Origin of the sequence: Acinetobacter sp. YH12043 (assembly GCF_013419915.1) — a bacterium.
In the GTDB taxonomy this organism is placed as follows: domain Bacteria; phylum Pseudomonadota; class Gammaproteobacteria; order Pseudomonadales; family Moraxellaceae; genus Acinetobacter.
The window spans coordinates 98,179-113,557 of record NZ_VOZD01000004.1; the positions used below are offsets into that span (position 1 = coordinate 98,179).

17 protein-coding genes are annotated in these 15,379 nt (G+C 44.0%); 15 read left to right on the forward strand and 2 right to left on the reverse strand.

The annotated features are described in order from the left end of the window. Positions 1–21: 21 nt before the first annotated feature. From ispG to der, 5 genes are all read left to right on the forward strand, one after another. The gene (gene ispG, locus FTU01_RS03270) at positions 22–1,143 is read left to right on the forward strand and encodes a flavodoxin-dependent (E)-4-hydroxy-3-methylbut-2-enyl-diphosphate synthase (RefSeq protein ID WP_004782104.1); all 1,122 of its coding nucleotides are present in this window, start codon (positions 22–24) and stop codon (positions 1,141–1,143) included. Positions 1,144–1,146: 3 nt separating this feature from the next. Next, positions 1,147–2,442 carry a histidine--tRNA ligase gene (gene hisS, locus FTU01_RS03275; protein ID WP_180138120.1) on the forward strand — a complete coding sequence of 432 codons (1,296 nt, stop codon included), beginning with the start codon at positions 1,147–1,149 and terminating at the stop codon, positions 2,440–2,442. Between the two features lie 30 nt (positions 2,443–2,472). Then, positions 2,473–3,171, forward strand: a complete 699-nt coding sequence (locus FTU01_RS03280) for a tetratricopeptide repeat protein (RefSeq protein ID WP_005232125.1) — start codon at positions 2,473–2,475, stop codon at positions 3,169–3,171. Then, the gene (bamB, locus tag FTU01_RS03285; RefSeq protein WP_180138122.1) at positions 3,168–4,316 is read left to right on the forward strand and encodes an outer membrane protein assembly factor BamB; all 1,149 of its coding nucleotides are present in this window, start codon (positions 3,168–3,170) and stop codon (positions 4,314–4,316) included. The genes FTU01_RS03280 and bamB overlap by 4 nt, the downstream gene beginning before the upstream one ends. 176 nt (positions 4,317–4,492) lie before the next feature. Beyond that, the gene (gene der / locus FTU01_RS03290; RefSeq protein ID WP_166139054.1) at positions 4,493–5,905 is read left to right on the forward strand and encodes a ribosome biogenesis GTPase Der; all 1,413 of its coding nucleotides are present in this window, start codon (positions 4,493–4,495) and stop codon (positions 5,903–5,905) included. Between the two features lie 56 nt (positions 5,906–5,961). Here the strand turns inward: der and FTU01_RS03295 are convergent, their stop codons facing one another. Beyond that, positions 5,962–6,531 (reverse strand): hypothetical protein, encoded by a 570-nt coding sequence (locus tag FTU01_RS03295; RefSeq protein ID WP_180138125.1) that lies wholly within the window; start codon positions 6,529–6,531, stop codon positions 5,962–5,964. A 262-nt stretch (positions 6,532–6,793) separates the two neighbouring features. On the opposite strand from FTU01_RS03295, the gene FTU01_RS03300 reads away from it, so the two are divergent. Beyond that, positions 6,794–7,414 (forward strand): 4'-phosphopantetheinyl transferase superfamily protein, encoded by a 621-nt coding sequence (locus tag FTU01_RS03300; RefSeq protein WP_180138169.1) that lies wholly within the window; start codon positions 6,794–6,796, stop codon positions 7,412–7,414. A 25-nt stretch (positions 7,415–7,439) separates the two neighbouring features. Here FTU01_RS03300 and FTU01_RS03305 read toward each other — a convergent pair whose 3' ends face one another. Continuing rightward, positions 7,440–8,210 (reverse strand): SDR family oxidoreductase, encoded by a 771-nt coding sequence (locus FTU01_RS03305; protein WP_180033786.1) that lies wholly within the window; start codon positions 8,208–8,210, stop codon positions 7,440–7,442. An 89-nt stretch (positions 8,211–8,299) separates the two neighbouring features. Here FTU01_RS03305 and mazG point away from each other — a divergent pair, with 89 nt between their 5' ends. The 9 genes from mazG to yjgA all read left to right on the forward strand — a co-directional run bounded on the left by mazG (position 8,300) and on the right by yjgA (position 14,978). Continuing rightward, the gene (mazG, locus tag FTU01_RS03310) at positions 8,300–9,112 is read left to right on the forward strand and encodes a nucleoside triphosphate pyrophosphohydrolase (RefSeq protein ID WP_180002356.1); all 813 of its coding nucleotides are present in this window, start codon (positions 8,300–8,302) and stop codon (positions 9,110–9,112) included. Continuing rightward, on the forward strand, positions 9,072–9,500 hold the full coding sequence (locus FTU01_RS03315; protein ID WP_180002355.1) for a ComEA family DNA-binding protein: 429 nt from the start codon (positions 9,072–9,074) through the stop codon (positions 9,498–9,500). Before mazG ends, FTU01_RS03315 begins: the two co-directional genes overlap by 41 nt. Positions 9,501–9,636: 136 nt before the next feature. Further along, the gene (gene pcnB / locus FTU01_RS03320) at positions 9,637–11,112 is read left to right on the forward strand and encodes a polynucleotide adenylyltransferase PcnB (RefSeq protein WP_180138126.1); all 1,476 of its coding nucleotides are present in this window, start codon (positions 9,637–9,639) and stop codon (positions 11,110–11,112) included. Continuing rightward, complete coding sequence (gene folK / locus FTU01_RS03325) at positions 11,109–11,594, forward strand: 2-amino-4-hydroxy-6-hydroxymethyldihydropteridine diphosphokinase (protein ID WP_179992366.1); 486 nt, start codon at positions 11,109–11,111, stop codon at positions 11,592–11,594. The genes pcnB and folK overlap by 4 nt, the downstream gene beginning before the upstream one ends. Positions 11,595–11,646: 52 nt before the next feature. After that, positions 11,647–12,456 (forward strand): 3-methyl-2-oxobutanoate hydroxymethyltransferase, encoded by an 810-nt coding sequence (gene panB / locus FTU01_RS03330; protein WP_004782128.1) that lies wholly within the window; start codon positions 11,647–11,649, stop codon positions 12,454–12,456. Between the two features lies 1 nt (position 12,457). Beyond that, positions 12,458–13,306 carry a pantoate--beta-alanine ligase gene (gene panC / locus FTU01_RS03335; protein WP_005232104.1) on the forward strand — a complete coding sequence of 283 codons (849 nt, stop codon included), beginning with the start codon at positions 12,458–12,460 and terminating at the stop codon, positions 13,304–13,306. An 18-nt stretch (positions 13,307–13,324) separates the two neighbouring features. Beyond that, positions 13,325–14,176: an RNase adapter RapZ gene (gene rapZ / locus FTU01_RS03340; RefSeq protein WP_004782131.1), complete on the forward strand. Its 852-nt coding sequence runs from the start codon at positions 13,325–13,327 to the stop codon at positions 14,174–14,176. Beyond that, positions 14,173–14,442: an HPr family phosphocarrier protein gene (locus FTU01_RS03345; RefSeq protein WP_034169914.1), complete on the forward strand. Its 270-nt coding sequence runs from the start codon at positions 14,173–14,175 to the stop codon at positions 14,440–14,442. Before rapZ ends, FTU01_RS03345 begins: the two co-directional genes overlap by 4 nt. A 2-nt stretch (positions 14,443–14,444) precedes the next feature. Continuing rightward, complete coding sequence (gene yjgA / locus FTU01_RS03350) at positions 14,445–14,978, forward strand: ribosome biogenesis factor YjgA (RefSeq protein WP_005232100.1); 534 nt, start codon at positions 14,445–14,447, stop codon at positions 14,976–14,978. Positions 14,979–15,379: the final 401 nt, after the last annotated feature.

Genomic DNA, 15,379 nt, shown 5'->3' on the forward strand with positions numbered 1-15,379 from the left:
GTGAGCAGATAGGGCGAAATCATGATCGTAAATCCAATTCAGCGCCGTCCAACACGTAAAATCCGTGTCGGTTCTGTCTATGTCGGTGGTGATGCACCGATCACTGTTCAGTCAATGACCAATACTGAAACCTGCGATGTCGCAGCAACTGTTGCACAAATTCAGCGTTGTGTAGATGCAGGTGCGGATATCATGCGTGTCTCTGTCCCAAGTATGGAGGCAGCGGCTGCATTTGGTGAAATCCGTAAGCAAGTCGACGTACCACTGGTTGCAGATATTCACTTCGACTATAAGATTGCGCTGGCTGTTGCTGATCTGGGTGCAGACTGTTTGCGTATTAACCCGGGTAATATCGGTTCAGAAGCCAAGATTCGTGAAGTCGTGGCGGCTGCACGTCATAACGACATTTCCATGCGTATTGGCGTGAATGCCGGTTCACTGGAAAAAGATATTCAAAAGAAATATGGCGAGCCAACAGGTGAAGCATTGCTGGAATCTGCGATGCGTCATATCGACATTCTGGATCGTCTGAATTTCCATGAATTTAAAGTATCGGTCAAAGCATCAAACGTGTTTTTGACGATGGATGCCTATCGTCTGCTGTCTAAACAGATTGATAATCCATTGCACTTGGGTGTGACGGAAGCGGGTGTGTATCGTACCGGTTCAGTAAAATCAGCGATTGCTTTGGGCGGTCTGCTGATGGAAGGCATTGGCGATACCATGCGTATTTCTCTGGCAGCCGAGCCTGAAGAAGAAATCAAGATTGGTTTTGATATCCTGAAATCGCTGGGTCTTCGTTCTAACGGAATTAACTTTATTGCCTGCCCAAGCTGTTCACGTCAGGAATTTAACGTGATTAAAGTGATGCAGACCCTGGAAGAACGTCTGGAAGATGTCCGTGTTCCGATGGATGTGTCTGTGATTGGCTGTAAAGTGAATGGTCCGGGTGAAGCCAAAGAAGCCGATATTGGTGTAGTAGGTGCAAGTCCGCGCTCACTGGTGTATCGTAATGGTGAAAAGAGCCATTTAATCGATACCAATCAACTGGTTGATGAAATCGAATCAATGGTTCGTCAACGTGTTTCCGAGCTTGAAGAAGCCAAATCAAAAGAAATTATTCGCACAAGTTTTTCTGAGTAGATCATGAGTTCAATCGTCGCAATCAAAGGTTTTAATGACATTCTCCCAACGCAAACCCCAGCTTGGAGACGTCTTGAACAGCATCTGTCAGGTCTGATGGATGCCTATGGCTATCAACAGATCCGTTTGCCGATAGTTGAACAGACTAATCTGTTTAAACGTTCGATTGGTGATGCCACAGATATCGTTGAAAAAGAAATGTACACCTTCCTAGACAAAGGTAATCCGCCTGAGTCTCTGACTTTACGTCCTGAAGGAACAGCGGGCTGTGTACGTGCGATGCTGGAACATAACCTGCTTCGTGGTGCGACCCCGAAAGTCTGGTATATCGGACCGATGTTCCGTTATGAAAAACCGCAAAAAGGCCGTTATCGTCAGTTCCACCAGTTTGGCGTGGAAACATTTGGTGTGGCAACGCCTGATCAAGATGCAGAATTGATTCTGATGACAGCACGTCTTTGGAAACGTATGGGCGTGGCTGACAAAGTTCAACTCGAACTGAATACATTGGGCGAGTCTGATGAACGTGCGGCGTATCGTGCGGCACTGGTAGAGTTCCTGCAAGCGCATAAAGCGGATCTGGATGAAGATTCTCAGCGCCGTCTGACGACTAATCCGCTGCGTATTCTGGATTCCAAAGATGCCAAAACTCAAAGTATCCTAGAAAATGCACCAAAACTTCACGACTTTATGGGTGAAGAAACACTGGCGCACTTTAACCAGTTACAACAGTATTTGTCAGATGCCGGTATCAGCTTTGTCATCAATCAGAAACTGGTACGTGGTCTGGACTACTACAACAAAACCGTATTTGAATGGACTACGACTCATTTAGGTTCGCAAGGTACTGTGTGTGCCGGTGGTCGTTATGACGGCTTGGTCGGTCAATTGAAAGGCAGGGCAGATCAATCTGTGCCTGCGGTTGGTTTCGCGATGGGGATGGAGCGTTTATTGCTTCTACTGGAACAGGTTGAAGATAATACGCCAGTACGTGATTGCGAAGTATTCCTGGTTGCCGATCCTGCTTCTCAAGGTAAAGCACTGGTATTGGCCGAACAGATTCGTGATCAATTGGAAGCTGCAGGCAGTAATATTCGTCTGAAAGTCGGCTCACAAGGTTCAATGAAGTCGCAAATGAAAAAAGCCGATCAAGCCGGTGCTTTATATGCGGCCATTATCGGTGAGCGTGAACTTGAAGCACAAAGCTTTACGGTGAAAGAGCTGGCGACTGCAGAGCAATCTACTGTGCCATTTGCAGACTTTGTCGCATTTTTCAGTACTAAAATTTCTTCAAAATAATCGATAAAACATTAGGAAAAAGGTAATCGCATGAGCGCAATGACTGATGATGAACAACTTGAAAGTTTAAAATCCTTCACGAAGAAGTATGGTTCTTCGATCATTATCGGGATTCTGGTTGCGCTGATTGCCTTTTTCGGATGGGAATATTGGCAGAAGAAAAACCTGGCGGAATCGCAAATGCAGACTGCCAAGGTTCAGCAACTGATGGATGAAGCACAGGCTGCAGATGGTGATGCTTTTGCCAAGCTATCTGAAACTGCAGACAAGATTGTCAAAGAAGCGCCAGATTCAGCTCAAGCGATTCAAACCCAGTTGGTCATGGCGAAACTGGCTTATGACAAGCAGGATTACGCTGCTGCTGAGAAAGCATTACAAAAAGTTGAAAACTCTAAAGTTGATGATAAAGGCCTGGTTCAGGTCGTTAAATTGCGTCTGGCTTATGCACAATTAGCACAGAAAAAATATGATGCAGCCCTGAAAACTTTGGATGCAGTGACTGAACCTGCATTTAAAGCAACCGCCGATGAAGCACGTGGCGATATCTATGTTGCCAAAAATGATATTGAAAATGCCAAAAAAGTATATCAAAGTGCATGGGATGCTTTGATTGAACGTAAAGAAGAACGTCAAATTTTACAAATTAAGCTCGAAAGCGTAGGCGTGTTGGTCGATGACCCGGAAATCGAACGCCCAATTATAGAAACACAAGTGGAAGAAGCTGAATGAACAGAACATATAAAATCACCTGTGCTTTAACTGTTTTAACTCTTGCACTCGCTGGCTGTGCGGGTAAGACCAATAAAGTACCAGAAGTAAAACCGAATCCACTTCCAAAAATCAGTCAGACTAAAACACTTGTTCCTGTATTTTCGACCAGTGTTTCTTCAACAGAGAAGGCTGATCCGCTACGTTTACGTCTGGATGCGGATAACGGAGTCGTATTTGCGATCGACCCTAAGGGTGAAGTCACTGCTTTTAGTGGCAAGCAGCGCCTGTGGCAGAAAAAAGTCAGCAAAGATACTTTAAGCTCTGGCGTTGAAGCCGCTGATGGGATCGTGGTGGTTGGCAGTAACAAAGGCCAATTGATTGCACTGGATCAGCAGACTGGCGAACAACGCTGGACTGCACAATTGACTGGTGCCATCTTGGCGCCTTCACTGATTCATGCAGGTCGCGTAATTACTGTTACCAATGACGGTACTGTATATGCCCACGAAGTAGCTTCAGGCGCTCAGGTCTGGACCTATGATTTACCGAATGTCCAGTTTAGCCTGCGTGGCATGGCGGCTCCGGTGCCTTTAGATGTGCGTAATGTATTGATTGCGACTTCAAATGCTTATATTTATGCAATCGATGCCTTAAGTGGTGTGCCTAAATTGCAGCGCCGTGTTGCAATCTCGGATGGTCGTTCGGACATTCAGCGTTTGATCGATATTGACGGTGATCCTGTCGTAGCAGGTCAGTTTATTGTGACCACCAGCTATCAAGGTCAGGTGACTGTATTTGATCTGGCTTCACAACAGGTGATCTGGAGCGAAGATGCCAGCAGTATCCAGCGTCCGGAAGTGGTGGGCAATGGCGTCTTCGTTGCCCAAACTGATGGTAAAATCAGTGCTTATGAAATTACCACTGGTCAGCCTTTATGGGAAAATGATCAGTTGTTGAATCGTCAGCTGAGCAATCCGGTAATGCTCGGAACTGAGCTTGTCGTAGGTGATCTGGACGGAGTATTGCACCTGCTGAATCCATCAACAGGGCAGATTATTGGCCGTGCTAAAACTTCTGGTGAAGTGCGTCATTTACGTGTAATTGACAACCAGCTCTATGTTTCTACACGCAAGGGTGCATTAAGCATCTGGCAGAATCGTTAATTTTTGTTTGGCTTATGCTAAAATAAGCCAACCGTATTTTTTACGCGGGGTGATTGAATGTTCAATGCCCCGTGTTTTTATTTATTTTAGGCTTTAATCCTATTCCCTTTTTCTTCCAAAACTTTCTGATGTTCAGGCCATTTTTAGACAGCCTGATATTGAATAAAGGTTAATCTATGAAACCCGTAATTGCGCTCATTGGTCGTCCGAACGTCGGAAAATCAACTCTGTTTAACCAGATAACCAAGAGCCGTGACGCATTGGTGGCAGACTTTGCTGGTCTGACACGCGACCGTAAATATGGTGATGCGATCTATCAAAACAAATCTTTCATTGTCGTGGATACTGGTGGTATCGGTGAAAATGAAGGCGGTATTGACTCCTACATGGCTGAGCAGTCTAAAACTGCGATCCATGAAGCCGACATGATCATTTTTGTGGTCGATGCACGTGCCGGACTACTGGCATCTGATGAACAGATCGCTCGTGAACTGCGTACTTTGGGCAAGAAAGTTTTCCTTGTAGCTAACAAAGTTGATGGCGTACATGCTGAAGCTGCTCTGGTCGAGTTTTATAAACTCGGTATGGGCGAGCCTATGCAAGTGGCTGCTAGCCACGGCCGTGGCGTACAGCAAATGCTGGAAGAAGTACTTGAAGATGTGCCTGAAGATGAAAGTCCAGAAGAACATGACAAGAATACTGGTCTACGTCTTGCAATTATTGGTCGTCCAAACGTAGGTAAATCGACACTAGTAAACCGTCTATTGGGTGAAGAGCGTGTTGTAGCGTTTGACCAGCCAGGAACGACGCGTGACTCAATCTATATTCCTTTTGAGCGTGATGGTCGTCAATACACCCTGATTGATACCGCTGGGGTACGCCGTAAAGGTAAGGTTGATGAAATGATTGAGAAATTCTCAATTGTGAAAACCTTACAGGCGATGAAAGATGCGCACGTAGTAGTTGTTGTTGTTGATGCGCGTGAAGGGATTGTAGAGCAGGACTTACACCTGATCGGTTATGCACTGGAAGCTGGCCGTGCCATGGTGATTGCGATCAATAAATGGGACAACATGTCCGAATATGATCGTAAACAATGTAAGCTCGATGTAGAGCGTCGTTTTGACTTTATTCCTTGGGCGAAAATCCACCTGATTTCTGCGCTACATGGTACAGGGGTCGGTGAGATGTATCCATCGATTCACCGTGCTTATGATTCTTCACATCTGAAAGTATCACCAGCGAAGCTAACCCAGATTCTAAATGATGCCACTGAAGCGCACCAACCACCTACTGTACAAGGTCGTCGCATCAAGATGCGTTATGCGCATATGGGCGGACAGAATCCACCGACTATCGTGGTTCATGGTAATAAGGTAGATAAGACACCTGCAGATTATCGCCGTTACTTGGAAAATGTATTCCGTAAAGTGTACAAGCTTGAAGGTACACCAGTAAAAATTGAATTTAAAACCTCAGAAAACCCATTTGAAGGTCGCAAGTCACAGCTGGATGAACGTACTGCTGCGCGTCGCCGTCGTTATGTACAGAAATTCAAGAAAGCCGAGAAAAAATTTAAACGTGGTTAATTGCCATAGTTAAATAAAAAAGCCTGCGAAAGCAGGCTTTTTTATTTATTCATTTTTTAGATTGAGCATTTTTTTGCTTTTTGATAAATACGGATATTTTCAAGATTAGCTAAAGCTACGTCAGCATCGGCTTGAGACGCGGCAATATTATTTTGATTATTATTGCCAGTAAAAGCATTGGTAATTTCAGTTGCGCGCGCAACTGTTTGTGATTGACCTGCAAAAGCAGATAGCGCACCACTTGCAATACCTGCTAATTTAGAAACAGGATTATTGGCTTGAGCATTCGCCTGGTTGAGTGCATTTTGACTTGCTTCTAAGGTACGTTCAAAACTGCGCGCTTCTACTGCCAAATCCGTACAATCTAATCCTTTTAAGTATGTTGTTGAGTAGACACCGTTATTTTGATTTGAAGCATTATTATAATTAGAAGCATAAGCACGGTCTGCACGTGCAACAGCAGCATTCGCCTGTGCGCGGCTACGCTCCATATTTGCTTCAGCCTGATCCATGATTGCGCCGTTTCTAGCTCCCATAACTGCAGTAGCAGCTTCTAGCCAAGAGCCAGCTTGTGTTGAAAATGATAGTGCAGCAATTGTCGTACTGAGTATGATTCGCTTAAACATATGACCCTCTGTTTTTCTATGTATAAAATTGTAGTTGGATTGTAACTATTTTTTATTCGATTAAAAATAGCTTGAAAGCTCAATTATTTATTTTGATTTACAGTATATTTTATTGTTTTATTTAAGTTTTATTAAAATATATTTTAAGATATTACCTATAGTTTGTCAGAGAGGCAATCAGGTTGATTTATACTGAAGGCCTTAAAAGTAACATTTTTTATAAGGGCGACTATTTTTGAAGTCTATTATTCATATTGATTGGATCGCGCTGGCACCACGACTTAGACATTTACAAGACTTAGATCGGAAAACCTATATTCAGCAGCGTAAACAATTAATTTATAACTATCGTAATCAGTTGCTAGCTGCACATTTAGGTTGTGTTATTGACCAGCAGGACTTTACTACAACCGAATACGGCAAGCCTTATTTTCCAGCCCATCCAGACTTTGGTTTTAATCATACCCATAGCCAAAACTTCTATGCATTAGCAACAAGCAAAAGTATTCAGAATTTGGGGATCGATATCGAAGAACTTAATCGAAATGTACGTTTTGAAGCCCTAGCCCAACACGCTTTTCATCCTGAAGAGCTGAAACAGTGGCAGGCATTAGATTACGATCCTGAATACTGGTTTAAAGTCTGGACCACCAAAGAGGCGGTCCTAAAAGCGTCAGGCCTTGGAATCCGGATAAACCTGAATGAGCTGAATACCCAGATTCATCCACATCAGGATGGAGGACGTTGTGAACATCCAGAAATTGGAATTTATGCCTATCAAAACTATATCTTAGCGGGTTGCATGCTCACTGTGGCCTGGCAAAGCGAGCATTCCTGTAAAGGCCTAAGATTTCCAACGATTCAGATTCATCAAGCTGTTTAAAAGTAGAGTAAGCCCAAAATATTTCTTATTGTTTGGCAATCATTAAATTACTCAGCCGGTTAACGAACTGTGGACTCATTCGAGATAAGTGAAATAAAAACTTACTCTTGAATCCGACTGGATGATGGGTCACTTGCCAAATTGAATCTTTTAGCTGTGCCAGTTTGAAAATATCCTGCGCTACATCCTCAGCTTTTAGATGCACGCCCATTTTTTTGATACTTTCGGCCTGCATATCTTTCACCATTGCAGTGCTAACAAAAAGCGGCATCACATCAAATACCCGAATGCCATATTTTTGCCATTCGATATCTAGTCCTTCAGTCAAACCACGAACCGCAAATTTGCTGGTTGCATAGGAAGCCAGATCCGCTTGGCCATAAATCGCCGATGCTGAAGACAGGTTAATGACCCGGGCAAAGGAAGCCTGCTTTAAGTAGGGTAAAGCAGCATGACAGCCATTCAGGACGCCTTTAATATTCACGTCAAGGGTGCGATGGTGATTAGTAATATTCGTTTCTTCAAAAGGACCGGAATATAAAATCCCGGCATTATTTACCAGAATATTGATTTCACCGGCCCAAGATGCGAATTCAGATAGAGTAGTTTCCCATGATGCATAATCGGTTACATCCAGAAAGCCAGCTTTGGCATGTTCACCGAGTTGCTGGGCCAATTGTTCTGCCTGTTCAAGATTAATATCATAAATTCCGACTTTATAACCTTGCTGGTAAAATAGCCTGGCTGTCGCGGCACCAATTCCTTGTGCTGCACCACTAATCAATATACTGTGCATGTGCTTGATCTCCTTATTGTCTTTTTTTCTTGAGCATAGCAAGAGACAGGCAAAATAATGCGGCTATTTGGTAAAGAAGAGGTTTTACGGTGGAACAATTACTCCAAGTCATGCGTGAGTTACGTGAAAAATGTCCATGGGATCAGCAACAGACTCCCGAATCTTTAACCAAATATGCGATTGAGGAAGCCTATGAAGTTGAAGCAGCAGTGCGCTCTGGCCAAGCTGATGAGGTGCGGGATGAACTGGGTGATTTGCTGTTACAGGTCGTATTTCAGTCACAAATGTATAGCGAGCAGGGCGCTTTTGATTTTCACGATGTAGTTCAGGCGATTACGGATAAGCTGATTCGTCGTCATCCGCATGTATTTCAGGCTGAACAGTTTGCACAGCTGAGTCCTGAAGATGTCTCGGTACTCTGGAAAGAAATCAAGCAGAAAGAAAAACAGGGTAAGCCACGTTCACGTTTGGATGAGACCAAGCATGCACCTGCACTGCAACAGGCGGATGAGATCCAGAAAAATGTCGCCAAAATCGGCTTTGACTTTCCAGATGTCGCGGGTGCCTATGGCAAGCTGGAAGAAGAACTGGCTGAACTCAAAGAAGCCGTTGCTGGACAAAATTCCGATGAAATACTCGAAGAATTTGGAGACTGCTTATTTTCACTGGTGAATGTTGGTCGTAAACTTGGTGTCTCAAGCGAGATGGCATTATTGGGCACGATCCATAAATTCCGGACTCGCTTTGCCCTGATGGAAGATCGGGCAGAACAACAGCAACTCAATCTGGAAAGCCTGTCATTGGCTGAATTGGATCAGCTCTGGGAACAGGCCAAATTAGAATTAAAACAAAGAGCCGCTCATGAACAAAGTACAACATCGCATAGGTCCAGCATGGATTAATACTGTCCTGCTAGGCATTTGGCTGGCCTATACTTCAATTGGAACAGTACATGCAACTGCAACCGATTATGCAGAATGGAAAGTACGTCAGCAGCAGCATGATGCACGCCTGAAGAAGAAAATTGCTGCTGCTACCCCCGTTTCTGAAAACAATCATTATCTGGCTAAACCTGCATTATCCGCCTCTTCAGCTGCTGATAAAATCAGTCTGAATCAGGCCAGTATTGAGCAGTTACAGCAGTTAAATGGCATCGGGCAGAAGAAAGCGGAAGCGATCATTGAATACCGGCAGAAAAACGGTAAATTTAAAACAATTGAAGATATTCAACAGATCAAAGGCATCGGGCCGGCCTTATTTGCCAAAAACAAGGATAAACTGGCTTTGTAACCCTGCTGAATTTATTGTAAATAAGCCATCCATCTGAACCATGAGAATGACATAATCAAATTGCCCTTTAGCGGTGTAAGCGATATGATTAGCGTCATCTTAGAATTTTACGTTCAGACGTAGGAGACAGCGTCTTTTGCAAACTTTGCGCGCGTCAAAATGTGGTTTATCAACCGCTCAATTACCTTCTTATATTCTCGATGTGATTGATGCCTTAACCAAGGCAGGCTATGAAGCTTATATCGTAGGTGGTGGTGTCCGGGATCTGATGCTGGGTTTAAATCCCAAAGATTTCGATGCAGTGACCAATGCTACACCAGCTCAGGTTAAAGAAGTGTTCGGACGGCGTTGTCGGATTATCGGACGACGTTTCGAGCTGGCGCATGTCTATTCGGGCCGTGAACTGGTTGAAGTGGCAACTTTCCGTGCGCCTCCTAAAAAAGCGGTGACCTCTGCAGCAGGGATGATCCTGCGCGATAATAACTGGGGCACCATTGAGCAGGATTTTGCTCGTCGAGATTTTTCGATCAATGCCATGTATTACCAGCCACGCAAAGGTATCGTGCTGGATTTTTGCAATGCAGTAGATGATATTAAACACAAAACGCTGCGTTTACTGGGTGATCCGACTCTAAGATTTGAGGAAGATCCGGTCCGGATGCTGCGAACTTTACGTTTTGCAGCCAAACTCAATTTCAGTATTGATAAAGCCATTCTGGATATTTTCACTCCGGAAATGACCCAGCTTCTACGTGATGTGTCTCCACACCGTCTCTATGATGAATCGCAAAAGCTGTTTACTATAGGACATTTGAATCGTGTGTTGCCAATGCTGATCGATTTTGGCATCTGGCGTCAGCTGTTTGCCGATATCAAGCCAAACATTACTGCATTTATTGAACTGGCAGCAAAAAATACCGATCAGCGTATTTCAATTGGTAAGACCATCAACCCGGCTTTCTTCTATGCGGTATTGTTGTGGCAACCGTTCCTGGAGCGCTGTGATTTTTATCTGTCTAAAGGGGTAGTGCCTGCGGAAGCACGTGCGCAAGCAGGACTGGATGTACTGAAACGTCAGGCTACCCGTACTGTGATTCCACGCTTTGCGGAAACTTTCATTCGTGAAGTCTGGGAAATGCAAACCCGCTTGCTCAATCCAAAACCGCAACAGATTGAAGCATTATCAGGTCATGCACGTTTCCGTGCCGGCTTTGACTTTTTGTTGCTGCGTGAAAAATCAGGCGATGAAACTGCACAAGGTATGGGAAGCTGGTGGGAAGCCTATCAGCAAATGGGCAGCGATGAAAAAGAGCGTGCCATTGCTCAATATAATCGTCAGCGTGCCAAGAGCCGTCGTAAGGCTTCTCAGGAAGAACATCTGGAACAGCGCCTGGCTGCACAAGATGTAGCAACCGAGATTGAACCTCTGGTGAATGAGCCGGAACCACGTAGCCGTCGTGCGCGTAAAGCCAAATTTGAGAATGAGCGTAGCAAACCGATTTCTCATGTGGCGGCCAGTGCCAGCGGTGACATTGGTGCAGACCATCCAATTACCAAGCGTAAACGGGTGCAGCGTGATTTAAGCCAGGTTATTTTTGGGCCTACACAATGACAGTGACCTATATCGGTTTAGGAAGTAACCTGGGCGATTCACGCCAGATTCTGGCTGAAGCCGTGCAAAAGCTGGCAAGTTTGGGGCAGGTAAAAACCTCACACTTGTACCAAAGCCCACCCATGGGGCCACAAGATCAGCCGAATTATTTTAATGCTGTCGTACAGTTAATTACGGATCTGGCACCGCTGGATCTGCTGGATCGTCTGCAAGCCTTTGAACAGGAGGCTGGGCGTGTGCGTCTACGTCATTGGGGTGAACGTACCTTGGATCTGGATCTGCTTATTTATGGTGATGAACAGATTCAAAATGAACGGTTAACCGTACCGCATGTGGGCGTGCTGGAACGTGACTTTGTATTGGTGCCATTACTGGATATTGATGCCAACTTGCAGCTGAATGGAAACACATTAAAAGACCTGGACATCGTCAAGCAATCAACCTTAACGGTTTTTGACCGCACGAATTGGGCAAATATTTAATTTTTAATTATTGGCATGTTCGAGAGAACTTCAATAATAGAGGAACATCTTCATGATCAGTCTCAGTGATTTAAGACGATATAAAGCGGAAGGACGCAAATTTTCTTGCCTGACTTGCTATGACGCCAGTATGGCCAAAGCCATGGAAATTGCTGAAGTTGACAGTATTCTGATAGGCGACTCTTTGGGTATGTCGATTCAAGGTCGTGATTCAACCTTGCCTGTGACTGTAGAAGATATGGCTTACCATACCGCAGCGGTACGCCGTGGCAATCAGCATGCACTGATTATGACTGATCTGCCATTTATGAGTTATGCCACTCTGAATGATGCATTACAAAGCTCAAAAACGGTGATGCAGGCCGGTGCACAAATGGTCAAGATGGAAGGTGGTGCCTGGTTGGCGGAAACCGTTCAGGTTCTAACCCGTAACGGGATCCCAGTCTGTGTTCACTTGGGTCTCACACCGCAGTCGGTGCATGTCTTTGGTGGCTATAAGCTACAGGCCCGTACCCGTGAAGCGGCCGATCAACTGATTGCTGACTGTAAGGCAGTGGTTGAAGCCGGTGCAGCAGTGCTGTTGCTGGAATGCGTGCCTGCACAATTGGGTCAGGAAATTACTGAACTTTTCCCACATATTCCAGTGATTGGTATTGGAGCAGGGGCAGCCACTGATGGCCAGGTATTGGTCGTTCAAGACATGCTTGGTCTAACCTTTGGCCATACCGCGAAATTTGTACGTAACTTTATGAAAGAACAGTCTGGTGCGACTGCAATTCTGGATGCATTTAAAGCCTATCATGCGGCTGTTTTAGATGGTTCATTCCCAGCACCTGAACAAACATTCCAAGTCGAGTTGTAACATGAAAACAGAAACAACCATCCAAGGATTATCTGCTTCGCTCAATCCTGCACGTTCTGCGCGTAAAATTATTGGTTTTGTCCCGACCATGGGCAACCTGCATCAGGGGCATCTGAATCTGGTGCGTGAGGCGCGTAAACTGTGTGATGTCGTTGTTGTGAGTATTTTCGTTAATCCGATCCAGTTCGGACCTAATGAGGATTTTGATAATTATCCACGTACTTTAGAGCAGGATCAGCAGTTACTGGCAGATGTGGGTTGTGACATTGTCTTTGCCCCAACTGTAGAGCAGATGTATGGTAACAAGCCACGTCTGACCAATATCAGTGTATCTGGTATCACCAATGATCTATGTGGCTTACAGCGTCCAGGTCATTTTGATGGTGTAGCGGTCGTGGTGACCAAATTATTTAATATTGTTCAGCCTAACTATGCTTTCTTTGGTCAGAAAGATTATCAGCAACTGGCTGTGATTCGTCAGTTTGTTCAAGACCTGAATATTCCACTGGAAGTGATTGGTGTGCCGATTGCTCGTGCTGAAGATGGTCTGGCACTTAGTTCGCGTAATGGCTATCTAAGCGAGCAGGAACGTGCAACAGCACCAGTCATTTTCCAGAGTCTGAAAACTGCTGAGCAGCAGTTACATGCAGGTAAAACTTTGGAGGAAGCACTGGCAGGTATCCGTCAAACTTTGACAGATGCAGGTCTGGTAGTGGACTATGTAGAAGCCCGTACACCGGAATTGCAAAAAATTGATGAGTTTAATCAGGATGTCGTGATTTTAATCGCGGCAAAATTAGGAAAAACTCGTCTGATTGATAATCTGCAGATCAAATACGCAGCTGGATAAGTAAAAGGATCGTAAGGCATGAAGCGCATTTTAATTGTGACAGGACAATCTGGCTCAGGTAAATCTTCTGCATTGCAGGTACTTGAAGACTTGGGTTATTACTGTATTGATAATCTGCCTTTGGCCTTACTTCCTGAAATTGTGGCAAAGCTGGATTGTGAAAATAATCTGGAACAGTTAGCGCTTGGGGTGGATGTTCGTAGTACCCGTGCAGATTTGCAGGAATTCGACCATGTGTTTGAACAGTTGCAACAGCATGGTACGGTAGATGTCATCTATCTGACTACGCAGGATCAGGAGCTGATTGCCCGTTTTAGTGCGTCACGCCGTCCGCATCCTTTGGCTGCCCGTTTCAAGAGTCTGCATCAGTGTATTCAGGAAGAAAAAGTCCTGCTGATGCCGATCCAGCTGCGTTCTACAGTGCATATCGATACCACTGATAAAAGCGTACATGATCTGAAACATACCTTATTGTACAAGCTAGGGCAGACTGATAACCTGATTGTGATTCTGCAATCTTTTGGCTATAAGCATGGCATTCCTTTAGATGCTGACTATGTTTTCGACGTCCGTCATTTGCCGAATCCGCATTGGGAACTGGAACTGCGTAAATATTCAGGCCTGGATCAGCCGGTACAGGAATTCCTGGAAAAAAGTGATCAGGTCGAAGACATGTTCCAGGATATTTATCATTTTTTAGACAAATGGCTGCCGACCTTTGCTGAGGGTCATCGTCATTATATGACCATCTCGATTGGTTGTACTGGCGGCCAGCATCGTTCTGTTTATATTGTGGATAGACTAAAAAAAGCGCTTGAGGCAAAATGGTCTATTCAAGTCCTCCACCGAGAAATGAAGCACTGGTCATGATTGATACGACTGTTGACGTAATTAATAAACTAGGTTTACATGCGCGTGCATCAGGTAAACTCATTGAAGTTACCACCAAATTTCGTTCCAGTATCCAGATTGGCAAGTCGGACAAATTGGTTGATGCCAAAAATATTATGTCCTTGCTGATGCTTGGTGCGGGCAAAGGAACAACTTTACGCTTAGTGATTGAAGGTGCAGATGAGGAAAAGGCCTTATCTGAAATTCAGGCACTGTTTGCGGCAAAATTTTATGAGGCAGATTAATCGTGGCACGTCGACCGAGCAGTTTAACTGAAGAAGACTTTGAATCTTTAGAGGGACGCGCAAGTAAAACCGAACAGAAAAAAGCAGTTCAGCGTATGGCTGCTTTAGGCGCACAGTTAGCAGAACTGAGTGCGAAACAAATTAAAAATTTACCCGTTGAAGAACGTCTGATTGAAGCTTTGCTGGATGTCCAGCAAATCAGTTCACATGAAGCACGCCGTCGTCAATTTTCACGTATTGGTAAATTACTTCGTAATGAAAATGAAACCGTGATTCTGTCTTATCTGACTCCGAAACAGGGTTTGAAAAAGACAGCACAATTGCAGCGTTGGGTTGACCGTATCGTGAAAGATGGTGATCCTGCAATTAATGAATTTACCAAAACCTATAATGCGACAGAGCGTCATACCTTACGTCAGCATTATTTACGTGTGCATCGTGATCTAAAAAATCAGGCACCGGAAGAAGAAGTGGCAGCCTCAAAGCAAAAGCTGTTTAACTATGTGCAGCAAGTTGCCCTGATTTCAGATAACTGATTGTAAACTGAATTAAAGAAAAGCGACATTTTGTCGCTTTTTTATTCACTCTAATTAATTTTTATTTTCCATGGAAATTCAAGAATGTTCCTATAAGTCATTGTTAACTGTAAAAAAATGTAAACTTTTAATATTTTTGATTACGTAAAAAATTGGTTTTAGTGCATAAATAAACTATTTAAATCACTCAATATTTTATGATTATTAAGAATATTTAAAAAATAGAAATAAATTTAGGGCAAATTAATATTATTGGCGATCTATTTTTTCAGAAGGTGACAATAAGTATTTTCTATATATTTGAAAATTCAAAAGCTTTTATTTACCTAAAGATCAGAAGAAAAATGAGCTGTTTTTATCTTCCTCAGATTTCAGAACTCAGATGATATTGAAACAATTTG

What these genes read in the sequence shown, in the direction of transcription:
- panB (WP_004782128.1), top strand. Translation starts at nt 11,647, where the DNA reads ATGATCAGTCTCAGTGATTTAAGACGATATAAAGCGGAAGGACGCAAA.
- FTU01_RS03345 (WP_034169914.1), top strand. Translation starts at nt 14,173, where the DNA reads ATGATTGATACGACTGTTGACGTAATTAATAAACTAGGTTTACATGCG.
- FTU01_RS03305 (WP_180033786.1), bottom strand. Translation starts at nt 8,210, where the DNA reads ATGCACAGTATATTGATTAGTGGTGCAGCACAAGGAATTGGTGCCGCG.
- FTU01_RS03295 (WP_180138125.1), bottom strand. Translation starts at nt 6,531, where the DNA reads ATGTTTAAGCGAATCATACTCAGTACGACAATTGCTGCACTATCATTT.
- ispG (WP_004782104.1), top strand. Translation starts at nt 22, where the DNA reads ATGATCGTAAATCCAATTCAGCGCCGTCCAACACGTAAAATCCGTGTC.
- FTU01_RS03280 (WP_005232125.1), top strand. Translation starts at nt 2,473, where the DNA reads ATGAGCGCAATGACTGATGATGAACAACTTGAAAGTTTAAAATCCTTC.
- panC (WP_005232104.1), top strand. Translation starts at nt 12,458, where the DNA reads ATGAAAACAGAAACAACCATCCAAGGATTATCTGCTTCGCTCAATCCT.
- rapZ (WP_004782131.1), top strand. Translation starts at nt 13,325, where the DNA reads ATGAAGCGCATTTTAATTGTGACAGGACAATCTGGCTCAGGTAAATCT.
- hisS (WP_180138120.1), top strand. Translation starts at nt 1,147, where the DNA reads ATGAGTTCAATCGTCGCAATCAAAGGTTTTAATGACATTCTCCCAACG.
- FTU01_RS03315 (WP_180002355.1), top strand. Translation starts at nt 9,072, where the DNA reads ATGAACAAAGTACAACATCGCATAGGTCCAGCATGGATTAATACTGTC.
- bamB (WP_180138122.1), top strand. Translation starts at nt 3,168, where the DNA reads ATGAACAGAACATATAAAATCACCTGTGCTTTAACTGTTTTAACTCTT.
- der (WP_166139054.1), top strand. Translation starts at nt 4,493, where the DNA reads ATGAAACCCGTAATTGCGCTCATTGGTCGTCCGAACGTCGGAAAATCA.
- folK (WP_179992366.1), top strand. Translation starts at nt 11,109, where the DNA reads ATGACAGTGACCTATATCGGTTTAGGAAGTAACCTGGGCGATTCACGC.